Genomic DNA, 15,675 nt, shown 5'->3' on the forward strand with positions numbered 1-15,675 from the left:
GATGACCGAACAGCCCACAGAAGACCTGGTGTTGTACGAGGTCGACGAGGACGGTGTCGCCACCGTGACCCTCAACAGGCCCGAGCGCAAGAACGCGTGGAGCATCCCCATGGAGCAGCGGTTCTTCGCGCTCCTGGACGAGGCCGCGGCCGACCCCGCCGTCCGCGTGGTCGTCATCACCGGGGCGGGCAAGGCGTTCTGCCCCGGGATGGACGTCCAGCGCCTCGAGCAGAACGCCCAGCCCGGGCAGTCCCTCAACCTCCAGGCCCGCGTGCCCATGTACAGCCGGCGGACCATGCCGAAGCCCCTGATCGCCGCCGTCAACGGCGCCTGCGCGGGCATCGGCCTCATCCAGGCGTTGATCTGCGATGTCCGCTTCGCCGCCCGCGGCGCCCGCTTCACCACCGCCTTCACCCGGCGCGGACTGGCCGGCGAGTACAACCTGCCGTACGTGCTGCCGCGCGTCATCGGCCTGGAGAACGCCCTCGACCTGCTGCTCTCCGGACGCGTCTTCGACGCCGACGAGGCGAAGGAGCTGGGGTTGGTCAGTCGCGTCGTCGACCCTGACCAACTCCTCGACGCCGCCCGCGCCTACGCCCGCGACATCGCCCGCAACTGCTCCCCGCGCGCCATGGCCGTCGTACGCCACCAGGTGTACGGCGACCTCGACCGCGGCTTCACCGACGCCCTGGCCCGCAGCTACTCGGCGATGGAGTTCTTCGCGGGCTCGCCGGACTTCCGCGAGGGGGTGGCGAGCTTCGTGGAGAAGCGGGAGCCCAAGTTCGAGGGCCTGCCCCCGGACTTCGACCCGGACGAGGCGACACGCGACGCGTTCCTCCCGTACTGACACCAACTGACGTCTGCCAGACGCTTATGACCACGAGGAGCACGAACGATGACAGGGCAGCCGTTTCCCGTCGAGGCCGGGCACATCATGATGTTCGCCCGGGCCATCGGCGACGAGAACCCGGCGTACGAGCATCTCGCCCCGCCGACCTTCACCTGGGCGAGCGCCCACTTCGACCCCGACTACCGTCTGCGGCCGAAGCCGGGCCAGGAGTGGTTCGGCTCCGGAGGCGGTCCGGGTGTGATGCCGGAGGGCGGCGGAGGGCTGCACGCCGAGCAGCACTTCGAGTACCACCGTCCGGTACGCGTCGGAGAGACGCTGTACGCGCACACCGTGCCGGGCCGCAGCTGGGAGAAGCAGGGCCGCACGGGGCGCCTGCTGTTCAGCGAACGCATCACCGAGTACCGGGACGCCGACGGCGAACCGGTCGTCAGCGCCCGGACCGTGGCCGTCGTGCCCGAGGGCCCTGCCACCCCGAAGTCCGAGGAACCCGAACCCGCCACTGGTGCCACCGGGAAGGAAGACGCCTGATGAGCCCGCACGTGGATGACATCAAGGTCGGCGAGAGCCGCGAGAACGTGCTCGTCGACGATCTCAAGCGCACCCGGATCGTCCAGTACGCGGGCGCCTCCGGCGACTTCAACCCCCTCCACACCGACCACGTCTTCGCCACCGAGGCCGCCGGCTACCCCGGCGTCTTCGCCCACGGCATGATGACCATGGGCATGACCGGGCGGGTCCTCACCGACTGGGTCGGCGTCGAGCCGCTGCTGAACTACGGTGTGCGCTTCAAGGCGCAGGTGTGGCCGGGCGACACCCTGACCGCCACGGCGACCGTCGAGTCCGTCGAGGACACACCGGCCGGACCGGTCGCCCACTTCTCGCTGCGCACCGTCAACCAACACGGCGCCGAGGTGGTCACCGGTACCGCGACGGTCCGTCTGGAGTCCTGACATGCCCGACCAGTCGGCGGTTGACCACTCGCTCGTGGCGCCTGAGACCGTGAGTGTCGACCCGCACCGGCTCGACGTACTGCTGCGCCGCATCAGGCTCGAAGTGGAGCACGGCCCGCTTCCGTCGGCGCAGGTCGCCGTCGCCAGGGGCGGCCGGCTGGTGGCGTACGAGACGTGGGGTGACGCCGGTCCCGACACCCGCTACATCCTGCAGTCCGTCGGCCGCTCGATCGTCGCCGGCGCCGTGTGGAAGTTGATGGGCGACGGACTGCTCGACGTCGATGAGCAAGTCGCCGCGATCATCCCGGAGTTCGCCCCGAACGGGAAGGAGACGGTGACGGTCGAGCAGGTGCTCACGCACACCGCCGGCTTCCCCTTCGCCCCGCTGGGTTACCCGAAGATGCTCGAACGGGAGCAGCGGCTCGCCGCCTTCGGCCGCTGGCGCCTCGACTATCCGCCCGGCAGCCGCTTCCAGTTCCATCTCACCTCGGCCGCCTGGCTGATCGCCGAGATCACCGAGCGGCGTACGGGGCTGTCCTTCGCCGATTACCTGCGCGAGCGGATCGTACGGCCGCTGGGCCTGACCTCGATCGAACTGGGCGTCCCGGTCGACCGTCAGCCCGGCACGGTCGCTCCGATGACCGCCACCGACCGCACCGACGACGACCAGGAACCCGATCCCTGGGGCCCCTGGTACCTCTCCGACCCGCGGGTGTTGGCGGCAGGCGAACCCAGTCACGCACTCGTCGCCACCGCCGCCGATGTCGCCCTGTACTTCCAGGCGTTGCAGCACTCGGGCCTGTGGAAGCCGGAAGCGGTGGCCGAGGGAACCAGGATCCGGCTGACGGAGCACCCGTACGGCGATCAGCTCTACGGCGGCGGGGGCGGCCGGCGTACGAGCATGGGACTGTTCGTCACCGTCGCCGGCCCCGACGCGGGCAGTCAACTCCCGTCCACCGGCTCGCCGTCGCTCTTCGGGAGTGCCGGAGCGGCGTACCAACTGGGCTTCATGGACCCGGAGACAGGGCTGTCCTTCGCCTTGCTGAGCAACGGCTACCCGCTCGCCGGTTACGACCACTCGCGGCGCGGCACCGCACTGCTCACCAACATCGCGAACCTGGCGGCGGACCTGGTCGACTGACCGGATCCGCCGCCAGGCGGGGACTGCGGGACTGAACGCTCAGCGGCTCACCAGCTGCTGGGCGTTGTTGTACATGATGTCGTCCTGCACCGACTCGTCCAGTTCCGCGATGAGCTTGCGGTAGTCGGCGGGGTTCGCGATGCCCTCGGCGTGCGGGTAGTCCGAGCCCATGACAAGGGACTCGTGGTAGCCGAGTCGCTTCACCAGGCTGGGGATGTCGTCCTCCGGATAGGGCACCACGCGGATGTGTTTGCGGAACACCTGGCTGGGCCGCTCGGACAACTGCCCCCCGATCCACGGTCCGTTGCGGCCCATGCCCCGGCTCTTGTCCATGTGCCGGACGAAGTGCGGGACCCACTCGGCGCCGAACTCGGAGACCAGGACGTTGATGTCGGGGAACCGCTCGAAGAGGTTGTCGAAGATGAGCGCGGAGAGCGTCTCCTCGATCGGGCGCTGGCCGTACGTGTTCATCCACTGCCAGGCGGACATGCGGAAGTGGATCGGGTTCGGGTCATGACCCCAGGCGGGGGCCACGTGGGAGTTGTAGTAGAACTCGCTGATGTGGTAGCAGACACTGGCCTTGGCCTCGTTGACCAGCTTCCAGAACGGGTCGAAGTACGGGTCGCCCGGTGAGCGGCCGTACTGCGGCCCGGTCGGCAGCATGATGAACCGGGCGCCCTTCTCCAGGACGAACTCCAGCTCCTTCACCGCGCTGTCCAGATCGCGCAGCGAGAGCAGGGCGGGGGAGTAGATGCGGCCCTGGTGGTCGAAGCCCCACACCTCGTCCATGTAGCGGTTGAACGAGTGGTAGTTGGCGTAGAGCGGCTCGACTCCGCGTACGTACTCCTCGGCGACCAGCGCCCAGCCGCCGGGGTACATGATCGTCTGGTCCAGGCCCTGCTCGTCCATGACCCGCAGCCGTGCCTCGCGGTTCTGGTACGCCTCGTGCATGGGCTCGAACTGGTACGTCTCCTCCGGGTTGCCCGAGGCCATCGCCTTGAGCATCTCCTTGAGCGAGCCCGGCCGGTAGACCTGCCCGAACTCCGGCTCAAGACAGACCACGATCCGGTCTCCCGCGAGGATGACCTCCCGGCCGTCCGGCAGCGTCACGGGGGCCACGGCCTGACCGAGGTACTCCTTGGGGAGGTAGCGGGTGAAGGAATCCCGCTCCTCGTACATGTGCTGGTCACAGTCGAAGATCCGCTTGCGCTGTTCGGCCATCGCCATCGCCGTTGCCTCCCGACCCAGAGCTATTCAGTGCTCCTCCTATAATTATCTAACTGTTTCAAGAGTGCAAGTGAGAGGGCGGGTCAGTGAACGCCGTGGCATTGCGCGGCGGAGTTCGCGGACAGGAGCCGGGCCAGCCAGTCGGTGCGGGTTCGGCGGGCTGTGGCCGAGATGCGTGCCTGCGGGTACAGGGCGTCGAAGCCGTGGAAGCCGCCTGCCCAGACGTGGAGTTCGGCCTGGCCGCCTGCCGCCCAGATGCGGGTGGCGTAGTCGGTGTCCTCGTCGCGGAAGACTTCGGCGGAACCGGTGTCGATGTAGGTGGCCGGCAGGCCCGAGAGGTCGTCGGCCAGCGCGGGTGAGACGTAGGCGGGCACCTCGTCGCCGGTGAGGTCGCCGAGGACGGCGAGCCATCCGAACGCGTTCATCTCGCCGGTCCAGACACCGGGCACGCCGGAATACTGGCGGCTGGAGGTGCTGGTGTTGCGGTGGTCGAGCATGGGGCAGATCAGCATCTGCGCGGCGATCGCCGGGGTGCCGAGGTCGCGGGCCAGCAGGGTGAGGCCGGCGGCGAGGCCACCGCCCGCGCTGGCACCGGCGACGATGATCCGGGCGGGGTCGATGCCCAGTTCGGAGGCGTGTTCGGCGATCCAGAGCAGTCCCTGGTGGCAGTCGTCGACGAGGGTGGTGCCGGTGACCTCCGGCGCGAGCCGGTAGTCCACGGAGGCGACGACGGCGCCGAACTCGTCGAGCCACTCCAACGGGATGTCGATCTGCGAGAAGCGGTCGCCCATGACCATTCCGCCACCGTGGATCCAGTAGACGCAGGGTGCGGCGGGCGTGGTGCGATCGGCGTGCGCGGGACTGAAGACCGACAGGCGGATCTGGGCGCCGTCCTTGGCCGGCACGGTGATCTCGCGCCGGTCGACCTGCCGGTGCGCGAGGAGGGACTCGATGGGCGTCGAGGGGAGCTGACGCAGTTGCGCGAGAACTTCCGGGTTGAGCTGGGACATGAGGGGCATGTCGGCCAGCAGCTCACGCAGTTCGGGGTCCAGGGCGGGGCGTGCCATGGTCATGTCGTTGCCTTTCGTGGGGTGGTGCCGGACAGTCGGACGGCGATGGGCGCTGCGTCGTGGCAGGTGCCGAGGGGCAGGAGGGCCGGGGGGCGATCCAGGGGCTTCAGAAGGCGGTCTTGCCGCGGACCGGGACGTAGTCGGTGTACTCGGACTCCTTGGCCAGCAGTCCGTCGAGCTGCGCCACGATGGCCTGGGCGGCCTCGTCGGCGAAGATGCGGTGGTGGTCCGCCTCGCTGGTCCAGCCCTCGGTGACGTGGACGACGTCGGGGGCGGACGCTGAACGGGAGACGAGGTAGACGACGCAGTGTTCGCTCGCGCCCGGGCTGCCCTCGTCCAGGCCGGTCAGCAGCAGGTCGACCAGCCGGTCGCCCATTCCGGGCCTGGCGGTCAGGGTGGCGTTGAAGCCGTACTTGGCAATCATGGAGGCCTTCTTCTGCGTTGGTGGAGTGAGGTGACTCCATTCAACCGTGCTGACCTGCGGAAACGTTAGAACGATGCTCGCTGCTCCTTGCACAATCCTCGCGGCTACGGGAGCCCGGATGCCGAAGGGTGCTGCAATGGACGCATGTACCTCGAAGAGCTCCGCACCCTGCTGGCCCGGCATGTGCGACCCGACTGGACAACGGCCATCGATGGCGTTCTGATCTCGAAGGTCGACCGGTCGGATCCGCCTGCCCCCTCCATGTCCGGCACGGTCCTCGCGGTCATCGCCCAGGGCGCCAAACGCCTCGCCCTGGGCGACCGGGTCTACGAGTACGGGCCCGGGCAGTACCTGGTCGCCTCCGTCGACCTGCCTGTCACGGGGCAGTTCACCCAGGCCGAGCCCGAGCAGCCGGCCCTCGGCTTCGGTCTCGTGCTGGAACCGTCCGCCATCGCCGAACTGCTGCTGCAGGCCGGTCCCGGGGACATCCCCCGCCCCGATGGAGGCGTTCCGTCGGGGATCGCCGTCAGCGACGCTTCAGCCGCGCTGCTCGACGCGGTGATCCGGCTGCTGCGCCTGCTCGACGAGCCCCGCGACCGGGCCGTACTGGCGCCGCTGGTCAAACGCGAGATCCTGTGGCGCCTGATCACCGGCGAGCAGGGGGCGACGGTTCGTCAACTCGGCCTGGCCGACAGCGGCCTCAGCCACATCTCGCGGGCCGTGCGCTGGATCCGCGAGCACTACGCGCAGCCCTTCCGGGTCGAGGACGTGGCCCGCATGTCCGGCATGAGCGTGTCCGCCTTCTACCGCAACTTCCAGGCGGTGACCGCGATGAGCCCCATCCAGTTCCAGAAACAGATCCGGCTGCAGGAGGCCCGGCTGCTGCTCGCCACCCACCCGGGCGACGTCACCGGGGTCGGCCAGCGCGTGGGCTATGACAACCCGTCGCAGTTCAGCCGGGAGTACCGCCGCCAGTTCGGCGCACCCCCGAGCCTGGACGCGGCCCGCCTGCGGGACACCGCACGCACCCCCGCGGGCATCCTGCCCTGAGGCGAACTGGACCGCCGTAGAGGATCGTGCAAGGAGTAGCGAGGATAGTTCTACTGTTTCAGCAGGTCAGAGCGATTCAATGGGATCACTGGTTCTCCCGGGGAGCAGAAAAATGCCTGCCCCTCCGTGAATCCCATCCCATCGCATCGCAAAGGATCACACCATGAAGACCGTTCTGATCACTGGTACTTCGTCCGGATACGGGCGGGAGACCGCCCGCCACTTCCACGCCCAGGGCTGGAACGTCGTCGCCACGATGCGCACCCCGCGTCCGGACGTCCTTCCCGAGTCGGACCGGCTCCGCGTCATCGAGCTCGACGTGACCAAGCCCGAGAGCATCACCACCGCGTTCGAGGCGGCGGGGCCCATCGACGTCCTGGTCAACAACGCGGGTGTCCCGTCGATCAGCGTCTTCGAGAGCACTCCCATGGCCCGCGTACGGGAGGTGTTCGAGACCAACACGTTCGGCGTGATGGCGACGACCCAGGCGGTGCTGCCCCAGTTCCGCGAGCGCGGCTCCGGCGTGGTGGTCAACGTGACCTCCAGCGTGGTGCTGGGACACATGCCGCTCTCGGCCGTCTACAAGGCGAGCAAGATGGCCGTCGAGGGGTTCACCGCATCCCTCGCGCTCGAGCTCGCGCCCTTCGGCGTGCGGGCGAAGACAGTCGAGCCGGGCGCCTGCCTCACGACGAACTTCGCCGCCAACGCCACCAGCGGCACCTCGCTGGACGAGCTGATCCCGGCGCCCTACGCAGCCTTCGCGAAGAAGGCCATGGACGGCTTCACGGGCCAGGACCTGTTCACCAAGGAGAGCGCCGTCGCCGAGACGGTGTGGCGAGCCGTGCACGACACGACCGGCCAGCTCCGGTTCCCGGCCGGCCCCGACGCGGTCTGGCTCGCCCAGGCGAAGTGATCAGCCGGCAGGCAGGCTTGACGCCGCACTCACACCACGAGCCGGCCCCGTGCACACGCACGGGGCCGGCTCGCTGTCAGGCGCCTCCGGACCATGGACAGAACCCGTGGACGGAATGCGGATCCTCTGCTCAGTCGATGAGTTCCAGGACCGTCTTCGGGCCCGCCGCGTTCACGACGTCGTCCGCGCTGGAGAGGTGGCGCTGCCAGAGCTTCTCGGCCTCGTCCGCCTTGCCGGCCTCGATCAGGCCCACCAGCCGGACATGCGCACGGTGGCCCTTGAGAGCCTGGGTCTTCTGGGCCTCGGTGTCGGCGGCGGCAGCGGTGTACGAGGCGTTGGCGCGGTCGACGATGTTGCGCAGCATGCCGCAGAGCAGGATCAGGGTCTGGTTGCCGGTCAGCTCCACCAGCAGGGCGTGGAAGGCGTCCTGGGCGTCGACCAGGCCGAGCGGGTCGTCCAGGACGGTCTTCTCGGCGGCCACCGCCTCGCGCAGCCGCTTGATGTCCGCCGCCGTGTGCTTGGCGGCGAGCTGGCGGGCGCACGGCGGCTCGATCAGCGCCGCCGCGCGGTAGACGTCACCCAGGGTGGCGCCGCGGTACTCCAGGATGAGACCGGCGAAGCGGGCCGCGACATCGGAGTCCGGCGCGCTCACCCGGGCGCCGCCGTGTGCTCCGCGGCGCACCGTGATCAGTGACTCGGACTCCAGTACGCGGAAGGCCTCGCGCAGGGTCGGCCGGGAGATGCCGAACTGCTCCATCAGGCCGGACTCCGGCGGCAGCGCGTCGCCGGGCTTCAGCTCGCCGCGTACGATCTGGCGGCGCAGATGTCCGGCGACCAGCTCGGCCGTCTTCGGGACGCGCACCTGGCGCCCGACGCGTGCGCGGGAGGGTACGGGCACGGTGGGTACTTCTGCTGCGCCGGCTGCCTCGGCCACGACGGACTCTCCTCGCTTGTGATCCATCCCGTCCACTTTGCCTGATATAGCAAAATGAATCTTCTTAGTGCACCGAGGGTACCAGGTCAAGAGCCGGGTGATCATCTCCTTGTCCCCATCTGATCTGGTGCCGGGAGGGCGGGTGGTATATAGATGATTCATCTAGCTATACCGCCGACGGGCCTCACGGGAGTGACCTCGATGACCGAGAATCCGACCCCGGTGATCCTCACCGAACTGACCGGCGACGGGGTCATGCTGCTCACCCTGAACCGGCCCGAGCGGCACAACGCCTGGACCCTGGAGATGGAGCTGCTCTACAACGAGCTGTTCGACCGCGCCGAGTCGGATCCGGCCGTACGGGCAGTCGTCCTCACCGGCGCGGGCCACCGCAGCTTCTGTCCGGGCATGGACATGAGCGTGCTGGATGGAGCGTCCTCCGGTGCCAGTCCGTGGCCGACCGACAAGCTGCCGCCGCGCACCCGGCCGATGACCTGCCCGAAGCCCGTCGTGGCGGCCGTCAACGGTGCCTGCGCCGGGATCGGCTTCAACCAGGCGGTGATGTGCGACGTGCGGTTCGCCGTGCCGGGTGCCAAGTTCGCCGCCGCCTTCAGTGCGCGGGGCCTCGTGGCGGAGGACGGCGTCTCCTGGATCCTGCCGCGGCTCGTCGGATACGGGAACGCCGGCGACCTGCTGCTGTCCTCGCGCCGGATCAGCGGCACCGAGGCGTTCGAGATGGGCCTCGTCAACCGCCTCTGCGAACCCGGGGACCTGCTCCCGGCGGCGCTCGCGTACGCCACCGAACTGGCCCGCTCGGCCAGCCCGTACGCCATGTCCCTCATCAAGCGGCAGCTCGCGGACGACCAGACGCGGACGTTCGTGGAGAGCCGGGACGCCGCGGCCGCGCTGCTGGCGACGGCCAAGCGCGCGCCGGACTACCGGGAGGGCGTACGCAGCTTCATCGAGCGGCGGCAACCGGAGTTCGCGGCACTGGGAGAGTCGGCGGCGCTGGGGGAGCCGGTGGCGCTGGGGGAGGAGTCGTCGTGAGCCGCGCCGAACTGCCGCTGCACCGCCGTACGATCACCGTCACCGCGTACAAGGAGGGCCGGGACGAGATCTCGGTCGAGGCGGAACTGTGCGACGAGCGGCCGTGGGCGGACCCCGGCGCGGATGTCGTCCACCGCATGGCGCTCGCGGTACGAATCCGGCTGGCGGACATGGTCATCGTGGCGGCCGACGCGGACATGCGCACGTTTCCGCACGCCGAATGCCCTCTGATCACGCCGGCCTTCGACGGTCTGGTCGGGCTCAGTGTCGCCGCCGGGTACAACCGTGCCATCCAGGAGCGGTTCCGTGGTGTGTCCGGCTGCTCTCACCTGCACGAACTGGCCCGTGCCCTCGGCCCTGCCGTGGTCCAGTCCGGCATCTCGGCCAACGCCGGGCTCCGGATGGCCGGCAGGCCCTCCCACGATCCGCGCTCCACGGCGGGCGTGCTGAACAGTTGCCACATATGGGCGCCGGACGGGGTGGGCCTGCGCAAGCTCGACGCCGGGTGGCGGCCCGGTGAAGGGCCGCGCCCGGTACCGGAGGTCGAGGTGTTCGAGGGCCCACGGTAGCGCTCCGCTTTGTAGGCCGATTCTCAGGTGCGGGTCCGTTGTGGCTGGTCGCGCCCGCGCGGCGGAGCCGCATATGTCACAGCCCCGCGCCCCTGACGGGGCGCGCGGCACCTGACGTCAGATCACTTCCCTCTCAGCTGCGGGAAGTTCGCGCGGCGATCCGTGTCACCGGGGTGCCCCCACTCGATCTCGTGACCGGGCCTCACGGTAATGTGCGTCATTGAGTGTTCAAGATCATTTAACAGCCCCCGGGTGCTTGGTCGGCCGCTGCCGTCTCGGCACTCGGGACATGCACGGCATCCGCTTTCACAGCCAGGAACTCGTTCAGAGAAATCTTTCTGGAGACATACCTGATGAAGCTCGCCAGACGTCTCATCCTCACGACCACAGCCATCGCCGCCGTGACCGTCGGCACGCTCTTGAGCGCGACGGTCGGCCAGGCCACAACCTCGAAGCCCGCCCCCGCCACCGCTGATGCCAAGGCCGCGCCGAAGGTCCCCGACGCGCTGAAGGTCCCCGACGGCAACCGGCTCACCGGCGTCTTCTCCGCCAACGGCGTCCAGACCTACACCTGCACCGACGGCGCCTGGAAGCTGCTGGAGCCCGCCGCCACCCTCTCGGCCAAGAATGACAGCGCCCACCGCCCCGTCGCCCTCCACTCCCGCGGCCCCGTATGGGTGTCCACGGTGGACGGCAGCGCGGTCAACGCCGCCGCCGTCGCCACCTCTCCCAAGACCGGCACCATCCCCGAGCTCCTCCTGAAGTCCACCGCCACTCGCGGTACCGGAGCCTTCGCCGACGTCTCCTACATTCAGCGTCTCAACACCCAGGGCGGCGTCGCCCCCACCACCGCCTGCACGGGCACCGAGCAGATCAGCGTCCCCTACTCCGCCCTCTACACCTTCTACAAGCCCGCCAAGTGATGCGGTAAGCAGCAACGGCAGGGCACTCGGCAGCATGCGAACGGGCGGTGCCCGCGCGATGAGCGCGGGCACCGCCCGGAGCGACGACGGCGCAGCAGGGTCACGCCCGCGGCTCGCGCGGCAGCCCCAGCACCTTCTCCGCCAGAATGTTCCGCTGCACCTGCGAAGTCCCCGCGTAGATCGGGCCGGAGCGGGCGATCAGGTACGTCGTCGACCAGGACGCCGAGGAGTTCGCAGCGCCGGGATCGTCCGCCCGGTACGTACGCAACGGCGCCCGCCCCACCGGCACCTGCCCATGGAGCCCCATGATGTCCATCGCCAGGTCGGTGACCTTGGTGTGGTACTCGCTCCAGTACAGCTTGGAGATCGAGGACTCGGGTCCGGGTTCCGCGCCCCTGAGCCAGCCCGTGAGCACCCGGTAGCCGAGATAGCGCATGATCTCGACCTTGGACCAGCACCAGGCGATGCGCTGCCGAATGACGGGGTCCTGGTCCTTGCCGTAGAGGCGGGCCAGTTCGACCAGCCGCTCGACTTCGGCCCGGAAGAGGATGGGGTTGGTCGCGGCCTCCTCACCGCGCTCCACGCCCAGCAGGCTCTGCGCGACCGTCCAGCCGTTGTTCACTTCGCCCACGACGAGGTCGGCCCGGGTGCGGGCGCCGCTGAAGAAGACCTCGTTGAAGTGGAGCTGGCCGCTCATCATGCGGAACGGGCGTACCTCGACGCCGGGTTGGTGCAGGGGAACGAGAAGGAACGAGATGCCGCGGTGCTTCGGGGCGTCGCGGTCGGTGCGGGCCAGGACGAAGATCCAGTCGCAGTGGTGGGCGCCCGACGTCCACACCTTCTGGCCGTCGATGACCCACTCCTCGCCGTCCCGCACCGCCCGCGTGGTGAGCGAGGCCAGGTCCGAGCCCGCGTCCGGCTCGGAGTACCCCTGGCACCAGGTGTCCTCGCCGCTCAGGATCCGCGGCAGGAAGTGGGCCTTCTGCTCCTCGGTGCCCCAGCGAAGCAGCGTGTTCGCCAGCATCTTCACGCCGAAGGTGTCCTGCGGCAGCCCGAACGGCACGCCTGCCAGGGCCAGTTCCTCCATCAGCACGACCTGGTGGAGCTTGGACAGGCCGCGACCACCGAACCGCTCCGGCCAGGTCAGGGAGAGGTAACCGCGCTCGGCGAGCCGGGTCCGCCAGTCGCGTGCGAAGGCCCAGGCTGCCTCCTCGTCCAAGGCGCCGATACCCGTCCAGCCGGCCGGCAGGGCGGCGGCGAGAAACGCCTTGACCTCGCCCCGGAACGTCTCGGTCTCCGGGGGGTAACTGATGTCCACCTGCGTCATCTCCTCGTCAGGGCCCCGCGCGACCGGCCGCCGGTCAGTCGGCTCCGTGTTGATACTTTCAGCGTAATAGGTTATCTATTTTAGAGGAATAGCGAGGACTGGCGACGAGTCTGGGCGGGCGACATGGGACTGCTGGACGGCCGGGCCGCGGTGATCACCGGGGCCGCGCAGGGCATCGGCTTCGAGATCGCCGGCGTACTCGGCGGGGCGGGCGCGTCCGTCGTCATCGGTGACATCAACGAGGACGCGGCGGCCGAGGCCGCCGAGCGTCTGGTGAAGCACGGCGTCGCCGCCACCTCGCTGCGCTGCGACGTCACCGAGGAGGACGAGGTCGCGGCCCTGGTCGCGCACTGCGCCGACACCTTCGGACCGGTCGGCGTCATGGTCAACAACGCCGGAATCACCCGCGACGCCACCCTGCGCAAGATGGCACTCGCCGACTTCCGCGCCGTCGTGGACGTCCACCTCACGGGCGCCTGGAACGGCACCCGGTACGCCGCCGCGGCGATGCGCGAACACGGCCGCGGCGGCAGCATCGTCAACATCTCCTCCATCGCCGGCAAGGTCGGCAACTTCGGCCAGACCAACTACAGCGCGGCCAAGGCGGGACTCGTCGGCCTCACCAAGGCCTCCGCCAAGGAGCTGGCCGGAGCCGGAATCCGGGTCAACGCCGTTCAGCCCGGACTGATCCGTACCGCCATGACCGAGGCGATGCCCCAGTCCGCCTGGGACGCGAAGCTGGCCGAGATCCCCATGGCCCGCGCGGGCGAACCCGCCGAGGTCGCCCAAGTGGTCCTCTTCCTCGCCTCCGACATGGCGAGCTACATCACCGGAGCCGTCCTCGAAGTGACGGGCGGCCGCTACATGTGAGACACCCGCCGCTCCCTGCGAGCGGCGCCCCCAGACCCGTACCCCTGAAGCCTCGTACTTCCGAAGTCCCGTGCCCCGAACCGAAAGGCCTGACCGATGCCCGCCCTCCTGCGTGACGCGGTGATCTGTGAACCGGTGCGTACCCCCGTCGGCGGTTACGGAGGCGTCTTCCGCGAGGTGACCGCGGCCGAGCTGGCCGCCACGGTCGTACGGGCGGTCCTCGACCGTACGGGAGTGCCGCCCGGCGCCGTCGACGACGTCCTGCTGGGCCAGTGCTACCCCAACGGCGAGGCCCCGGCGATCGGCCGGGTCGTCGCCCTGGACGCCGGACTGCCGGTGGAGGTCCCGGGGTTCCAGATCGACCGGCGCTGCGGATCCGGACTGCAGGCCGTCATCACCGCCGCGATGCAGGTGCAGACCGGCGCCAGCGATCTCGTCCTCGCGGGCGGCGTGGAGTCCATGAGCCAGGCCGAGTTCTACACCACCGACGTGCGGTGGGGCGTACGCGGTGCAGGCACCACCCTGCATGACCGCCTTGCCCGTGGCCGGGTCACCTCCGGCGGGGTCAACCACCCAGTGCCGGGCGGGATGCTGGAGACCGCCGAGAACCTGCGCCGCGAGTACGGCATTCCGCGTGAGGAGCAGGACCTGCTCGCCCTGCGCTCGCACGAGAAGGCCGTCGCGGCCCAGCGGGCGGGCCGCTTCACCGACGAGATCGTGCCCGTCACCGTGCGCTCCCGCAAAGGCGAGACCGTCGTCGACTCGGACGAACACCCGCGCCCGGACTCGTCGTTGGACAAGCTCGCCTCCCTGCGGCCCGTGCTCGGCCGCCAGGATCCGGAGGCGACCGTGACCGCCGGGAACGCCAGCGGGCAGAACGACGGAGCCTCGGTCTGCATCGTCACCCATCCCGAGCGCGCGGCCGAGCTGGGACTGCGCCCGCTCGGGCGACTCGTCTCGTGGGCCGTCGTGGGCGTACCCCCGGAGACGATGGGCATCGGGCCTGTGCCCGCCACGGCCCGCGCCCTGGACCGTGCCGGGCTGAAGCTCTCCGACATGGACCTGATCGAACTCAACGAGGCCTTCGCCGCCCAGGTGCTGGCCTGCACCCGTGAATGGGGCCTGACCGAGGCCGACTTCGAGCGGTTCAACGTCAACGGCTCCGGCATCTCGCTCGGTCACCCCGTCGGCGCCACCGGCGGCCGCATCCTCGCCACCCTGCTGCGCGAACTCGACCGCCGAGAGGCCCGCTACGGCCTGGAGACCATGTGCCTCGGCGGCGGCCAGGGCCTCGCCGCGGTCTTCGAACGGCCGACGCTCACCAACCACGCTCATGGAGGACGCTGACCGATGGCCGGACTGATCGCATACGGCGCCTACGTACCGCACCACCGCCTCGCGCGGGCCGACATCGCCGCCACCCTCGGGACCCGAGCGGCCAAGGGCACGCGCGCGGTCGCGGGCTACGACGAGGACACCACCTCGATGGCCGTCGAAGCGGCACGCGGCGCCCTGACCGCCGACGGGCTGCGCGCCCGCATCGGCCAGCTCTTCCTCGCCACCGCCGCACCCGCCTACCTCGACAAGACGAACGCGACCGCCGTGCACGCCGCGCTCTCCCTCGACGAGCACGTACTCGCCGCCGACATGGCAGGCTCCGTACGCTCCGGCGTCGGCGCCCTGGTCACGGCCGCCCGTTCGCCGGTCCCGACCCTCGCGATCCTCTCCGACCTGCGCACCGGGCTGCCCGGTGGCGCGGACGAGAGCGCCGGGGGCGACGGCGCGGCGGCGTTCGTCTTCGGCGGGCACCGGGACAGGGCACCCGTCATCGCCGAACTCCTCGCCCACGACACCGTCAGCGACGAACTCCTGGAACGGTGGCGGCTGCCGGGCGCGCCCGCCTCCCGCGTCTGGGAGGAGCGGTTCGCCGAGGAGATCTACGTCGACCTCGCGGGCAAGGCCCTCGGTGCCGCCCTCGACCACGCCGGACTCACCGTGGACGCCGTCGACCACTTCGCGGTCGCGGGCCTGCACGCCCGGGCCTGCGCCACGGTCCGCCGGACGGCGGGCATACGGACCGAGGCGGTGACCCCGGACCTCACCGCGGCCATCGGCAACGCGGGCACCGCCCAGCCCGGACTGCTCCTCGCCGACGTGCTCGACCGCGCCAGGCCCGGCGAGACCATCGCGCTCGTCGTCCTCGGCGACGGCGCCGCCGTACTGCTGCTGCGTGCCACCGACGCCCTGCCCGCACACCGGGCAGCCCGCCCGGTGGCCGCACAGATCGCCGCGGGCAGCGCCCCCGTCCCGTACGCCACCTACCTCTCCTGGCGCGGACTGCTCGACCGCGAACCGCCCCGCCGCCCGGACCCCGAGCCCC

17 protein-coding genes are annotated in these 15,675 nt (G+C 70.0%); 12 read left to right on the forward strand and 5 right to left on the reverse strand.

Annotated elements, in window-relative coordinates; translation table 11 throughout:
• Position 1: 1 nt before the first annotated feature.
• The 4 genes from G5C60_RS19815 to G5C60_RS19830 are packed head-to-tail and all read left to right on the forward strand — an operon-like array spanning position 2 to position 2,941.
• A complete protein-coding gene (locus G5C60_RS19815) occupies positions 2-847 on the forward strand; it encodes an enoyl-CoA hydratase-related protein (RefSeq protein ID WP_165261100.1) in 846 nt (281 codons plus the stop codon).
• Positions 848-895: 48 nt separating this feature from the next.
• Positions 896-1,378, forward strand: coding sequence for an FAS1-like dehydratase domain-containing protein (locus tag G5C60_RS19820; RefSeq protein WP_165261102.1), 483 nt, complete (start codon positions 896-898; stop codon positions 1,376-1,378).
• Positions 1,378-1,800, forward strand: coding sequence for a MaoC family dehydratase (locus G5C60_RS19825; protein ID WP_165261104.1), 423 nt, complete (start codon positions 1,378-1,380; stop codon positions 1,798-1,800). Before G5C60_RS19820 ends, G5C60_RS19825 begins: the two co-directional genes overlap by 1 nt.
• 1 nt (position 1,801) lies before the next feature.
• Positions 1,802-2,941 (forward strand): serine hydrolase domain-containing protein, encoded by a 1,140-nt coding sequence (locus G5C60_RS19830; protein WP_165261106.1) that lies wholly within the window; start codon positions 1,802-1,804, stop codon positions 2,939-2,941.
• A gap of 39 nt (positions 2,942-2,980) precedes the next feature.
• Here G5C60_RS19830 and G5C60_RS19835 read toward each other — a convergent pair whose 3' ends face one another.
• The 3 genes from G5C60_RS19835 to G5C60_RS19845 all read right to left on the reverse strand — a co-directional run bounded on the left by G5C60_RS19835 (position 2,981) and on the right by G5C60_RS19845 (position 5,662).
• Complete coding sequence (locus G5C60_RS19835; protein ID WP_241266923.1) at positions 2,981-4,168, reverse strand: amidohydrolase family protein; 1,188 nt, start codon at positions 4,166-4,168, stop codon at positions 2,981-2,983.
• Positions 4,169-4,251: 83 nt separating this feature from the next.
• A complete protein-coding gene (locus G5C60_RS19840) occupies positions 4,252-5,241 on the reverse strand; it encodes an alpha/beta hydrolase (RefSeq protein WP_165261108.1) in 990 nt (329 codons plus the stop codon).
• Between the two features lie 103 nt (positions 5,242-5,344).
• The gene (locus tag G5C60_RS19845; protein ID WP_165261110.1) at positions 5,345-5,662 is read right to left on the reverse strand and encodes a putative quinol monooxygenase; all 318 of its coding nucleotides are present in this window, start codon (positions 5,660-5,662) and stop codon (positions 5,345-5,347) included.
• 144 nt (positions 5,663-5,806) lie between these two features.
• Here G5C60_RS19845 and G5C60_RS19850 point away from each other — a divergent pair, with 144 nt between their 5' ends.
• Positions 5,807-6,712 (forward strand): AraC family transcriptional regulator, encoded by a 906-nt coding sequence (locus tag G5C60_RS19850; RefSeq protein WP_165261112.1) that lies wholly within the window; start codon positions 5,807-5,809, stop codon positions 6,710-6,712.
• Positions 6,713-6,875: 163 nt separating this feature from the next.
• Positions 6,876-7,625 carry an SDR family oxidoreductase gene (locus G5C60_RS19855; RefSeq protein WP_165261114.1) on the forward strand — a complete coding sequence of 250 codons (750 nt, stop codon included), beginning with the start codon at positions 6,876-6,878 and terminating at the stop codon, positions 7,623-7,625.
• Positions 7,626-7,755: 130 nt separating this feature from the next.
• On the opposite strand, the gene G5C60_RS19860 is transcribed toward G5C60_RS19855, so the two are convergent.
• Positions 7,756-8,559 carry an FCD domain-containing protein gene (locus G5C60_RS19860; RefSeq protein WP_165261116.1) on the reverse strand — a complete coding sequence of 268 codons (804 nt, stop codon included), beginning with the start codon at positions 8,557-8,559 and terminating at the stop codon, positions 7,756-7,758.
• A gap of 201 nt (positions 8,560-8,760) precedes the next feature.
• On the opposite strand from G5C60_RS19860, the gene G5C60_RS19865 reads away from it, so the two are divergent.
• From G5C60_RS19865 to G5C60_RS19875, 3 genes are all read left to right on the forward strand, one after another.
• On the forward strand, positions 8,761-9,606 hold the full coding sequence (locus G5C60_RS19865; RefSeq protein ID WP_165261118.1) for an enoyl-CoA hydratase-related protein: 846 nt from the start codon (positions 8,761-8,763) through the stop codon (positions 9,604-9,606).
• Positions 9,603-10,175, forward strand: coding sequence for a DUF2889 domain-containing protein (locus G5C60_RS19870; protein WP_165261120.1), 573 nt, complete (start codon positions 9,603-9,605; stop codon positions 10,173-10,175). The genes G5C60_RS19865 and G5C60_RS19870 overlap by 4 nt, the downstream gene beginning before the upstream one ends.
• Positions 10,176-10,528: 353 nt before the next feature.
• On the forward strand, positions 10,529-11,098 hold the full coding sequence (locus G5C60_RS19875; protein ID WP_165261122.1) for a DUF3455 domain-containing protein: 570 nt from the start codon (positions 10,529-10,531) through the stop codon (positions 11,096-11,098).
• 100 nt (positions 11,099-11,198) lie between these two features.
• Here G5C60_RS19875 and G5C60_RS19880 read toward each other — a convergent pair whose 3' ends face one another.
• Positions 11,199-12,425 carry an acyl-CoA dehydrogenase family protein gene (locus tag G5C60_RS19880; RefSeq protein WP_206439732.1) on the reverse strand — a complete coding sequence of 409 codons (1,227 nt, stop codon included), beginning with the start codon at positions 12,423-12,425 and terminating at the stop codon, positions 11,199-11,201.
• Positions 12,426-12,548: 123 nt separating this feature from the next.
• Here G5C60_RS19880 and fabG point away from each other — a divergent pair, with 123 nt between their 5' ends.
• From fabG to G5C60_RS19895, 3 genes are all read left to right on the forward strand, one after another.
• Positions 12,549-13,295: a 3-oxoacyl-ACP reductase FabG gene (fabG, locus tag G5C60_RS19885; protein ID WP_165261126.1), complete on the forward strand. Its 747-nt coding sequence runs from the start codon at positions 12,549-12,551 to the stop codon at positions 13,293-13,295.
• 96 nt (positions 13,296-13,391) lie between these two features.
• The gene (locus tag G5C60_RS19890; protein WP_206439733.1) at positions 13,392-14,642 is read left to right on the forward strand and encodes an acetyl-CoA C-acetyltransferase; all 1,251 of its coding nucleotides are present in this window, start codon (positions 13,392-13,394) and stop codon (positions 14,640-14,642) included.
• A gap of 3 nt (positions 14,643-14,645) precedes the next feature.
• Positions 14,646-15,675, forward strand: a 1,030-nt coding sequence (locus tag G5C60_RS19895) for a hydroxymethylglutaryl-CoA synthase family protein (protein ID WP_165261128.1), incomplete at its 3' end; no start/stop codon positions are given.

The sequence above is a fragment of the Streptomyces scabichelini genome (assembly GCF_011045015.1).
Classification (GTDB): Bacteria; Actinomycetota; Actinomycetes; order Streptomycetales; family Streptomycetaceae; genus Streptomyces; species Streptomyces scabichelini.